We start from the raw sequence: 2,505 nt of genomic DNA, 5'->3' as shown, positions 1-2,505 counted from the left end.
CAAATCCAAACTCTAATCTTCCACTACAGGCACTTATTCTGCCCGCTAAGGAGTCGTAACGAGTCCCCCGATATAATTCCCTTACCTGATCCGTTTCGGAGCGCCTATCGTCCCATTTCGCATCGTTTGGGGATAGTTGACGCAGTAAAACTTTGTCGATTAGATTCGACTTAACTACCTTGTCAGACTGTTGCAAGCAGTCCTCCACAAGAGTTCTAGACATCTTGGAGCCCTCTAGATATTGAGTTTTTGAAGTGACACTCAAAGCTTAGCTAGAGGGTTTCTACTTTGTCAATAGGCTTCTATGCCTTATCTGGTAAGGGTTTCAGCAAATTTTGTCATCCGCGACTTATCCCTCAGTAATAAATATAAGGAGGAAAGTTGAAACCTTGGGGAAACCTGAAAAGATGAAATGCCATATTTGGCAGGGTTTAGGGACTAATTAGGGGGCGTTGAATGACCATACGGCCCCTGGGGGCCGCATGAAACTTAAGGGGACTTATCGGCACTCATTTACCCCTGTTCCCAGTAGTGGAGGTCTAGGGCCTGACAAATTGCTCTGAAGCTCCCAACCTTGTCAAAAACTTAGGCGCAAAACGCCTAAACCCAGTAAAGTCAATACATAATTATTTGTTTAAGGAATAATTCTTAGTGCCAATAGAAAACGACCCTTTGCTTACTCATTTCAGACTATAAGGGTCGTTTCCTTCTGTCGGTTCCTTGTGTTGCTCTCCAGCATTGCACAATTGCTAATATTATAACCTGGAAAATGATGGGAGCCTAGAGGTTTCTATTTTTGAGTTTTTCTAACCAACAGTGACTGGGTTAGCACGATAATTTAGAAATATTAAATAATTTAATATTTAAGCTTAATAGACTTACTCAATTAAGAAAATAGCTTAGTAGCAAATTCGTCAAATTGACGAATTTAAAGCCAAAAATTAGACTGTTCTTTATGCTCATCATTCCTTAGTGAAAGGCGATATTCCTCAATTAACTTTTCCACTTTATCCTTAATTGGAATGGGGACTCTAATGGTAATGGTTTGATAAGGAGCCTTTTTCCCACGTCCCCCAACTGGCTTTTCCATAACCTGTTAACACCTTCAATTTAGAGTAAATCAGAAGCAGAAACCTGTATCCCATAAATAGCTGTTAACAGCTTTGCATGGCTTTCTATATTTTTGGTTTTAGACTTCAAAAGCTTCTTAGATAATAATTTGGCATCCTCCAAACTGATTATTTGCTGTGAATCAGAACTGTTTTGGTTAGTTCCTGATTCCCGATATTCTTTGATTAATTGCTCCACCTTATCCTTAACAGGCAGGGGGACTCGGATATGGGTTGTTTGATAGGGAGCCTTTTTCCCACGTCCCCCAACTGGCTTATCCATAAGGCTTATACCTGTTAACATGTTTCTGTATATCGCTATGCTATACCTGTTAACGGGAATTGTCAACAAACTTGTTAACGGGAATATGTACGGGAAACGTACAACGACCAAAAATGTCCAATAGGGCCATAGATAAGCAAAACCCCCTGAGGCGCAATCAGGGGGTTCTACTTGCCACGTCAAAAACTTAATAACTGCTTATATTCTATCATTCATTGCATACTTTTTAATCCTCTGTTCCCAATCAAAGATAACAGAGGCAATCGAGTTATCAGGCTCGGAGTCGTCATCGGCGTGAATCAAATCTTCAGGTTCCTTCTCAAGCTCTTTTAGGTATTCCTTTAATATCCCTCCAGTTGCCACCGCTCTGGTTTTATGGAGCTGGGTAGTTAACTCTACTAACCATTGCTTATTCTCCTCTGTCGGTTCTTCAGACTCACCGATTAGATCGTCGGGCTTGACGGAGTATTTTAGGGTTTCTAAAATCGCTTGGAGAGTATCAAGTGTTTCCTTATTCTTAGGTCTCACTGCCTGTACGTGAACAATGGGACGATAATTTATTCTAAGGGATTCTTCCCATAGCTTAGTCCAGACTTCTTGACTAATATAGCCATGGGAAAAGTAACTGGCTTTAACCATTAATAAACAATGGAAATGGGGATGGGCAGAGCCATCTTTTCCTCGCGTTACTTCCAAAGACCTGATCCAACCATCAGCGGGCCATTTTGCCCGTTTCACTAACCGGCCCCAGGCTTGGTTCATGCCCGTGATGGTTTCCCTCAGTTGGCCCAGCTCGCAATTCCTAACGGTCAGGGTCAGGAAAATGAACCGGTGCTTAGGGTAAGCCTCGACTATCTGGGGAAGTATTTTGAAAGCTTTAGCACGCCACATAAGAGACCTCCGCCACTGGCAGACCGGACAATGCCTTACTCTACAGAACCGGGCTGATTTGAGCCTTAATTTACTTTCCCCGGTTTCTTGTATCTCAAATCCAAACTCTAATCTTCCACTACAGGCACTTATTCTGCCCGCTAAGGAGTCGTAACGAGTCCCCCGATATAATTCCCTTACCTGATCCGTTTCGGAGCGCCTATCGTCCCATTTCGCATCGTT

General features: G+C 42.5%; 3 protein-coding genes. All 3 read right to left on the bottom strand.

The window, feature by feature from the left end:
- Positions 1-928 precede the first annotated feature (928 nt).
- Positions 929-1,090, bottom strand: a complete 162-nt coding sequence (locus C7I86_RS18800; protein WP_158711137.1) for a hypothetical protein — start codon at positions 1,088-1,090, stop codon at positions 929-931.
- 20 nt (positions 1,091-1,110) lie between these two features.
- The gene (locus tag C7I86_RS16680; protein ID WP_148284602.1) at positions 1,111-1,392 is read right to left on the bottom strand and encodes a hypothetical protein; all 282 of its coding nucleotides are present in this window, start codon (positions 1,390-1,392) and stop codon (positions 1,111-1,113) included.
- Between the two features lie 198 nt (positions 1,393-1,590).
- Positions 1,591-2,154, bottom strand: a complete 564-nt coding sequence (locus C7I86_RS19275; RefSeq protein ID WP_234376113.1) for a protein rep — start codon at positions 2,152-2,154, stop codon at positions 1,591-1,593.
- Between the last annotated feature and the right edge of the window lie 351 nt (positions 2,155-2,505).

This window comes from Synechocystis sp. IPPAS B-1465 (assembly GCF_003015225.1).
Classification (GTDB): Bacteria; Cyanobacteriota; Cyanobacteriia; order Cyanobacteriales; family Microcystaceae; genus Synechocystis.
This window is presented reverse-complemented; position numbering and strand designations above follow the sequence as displayed.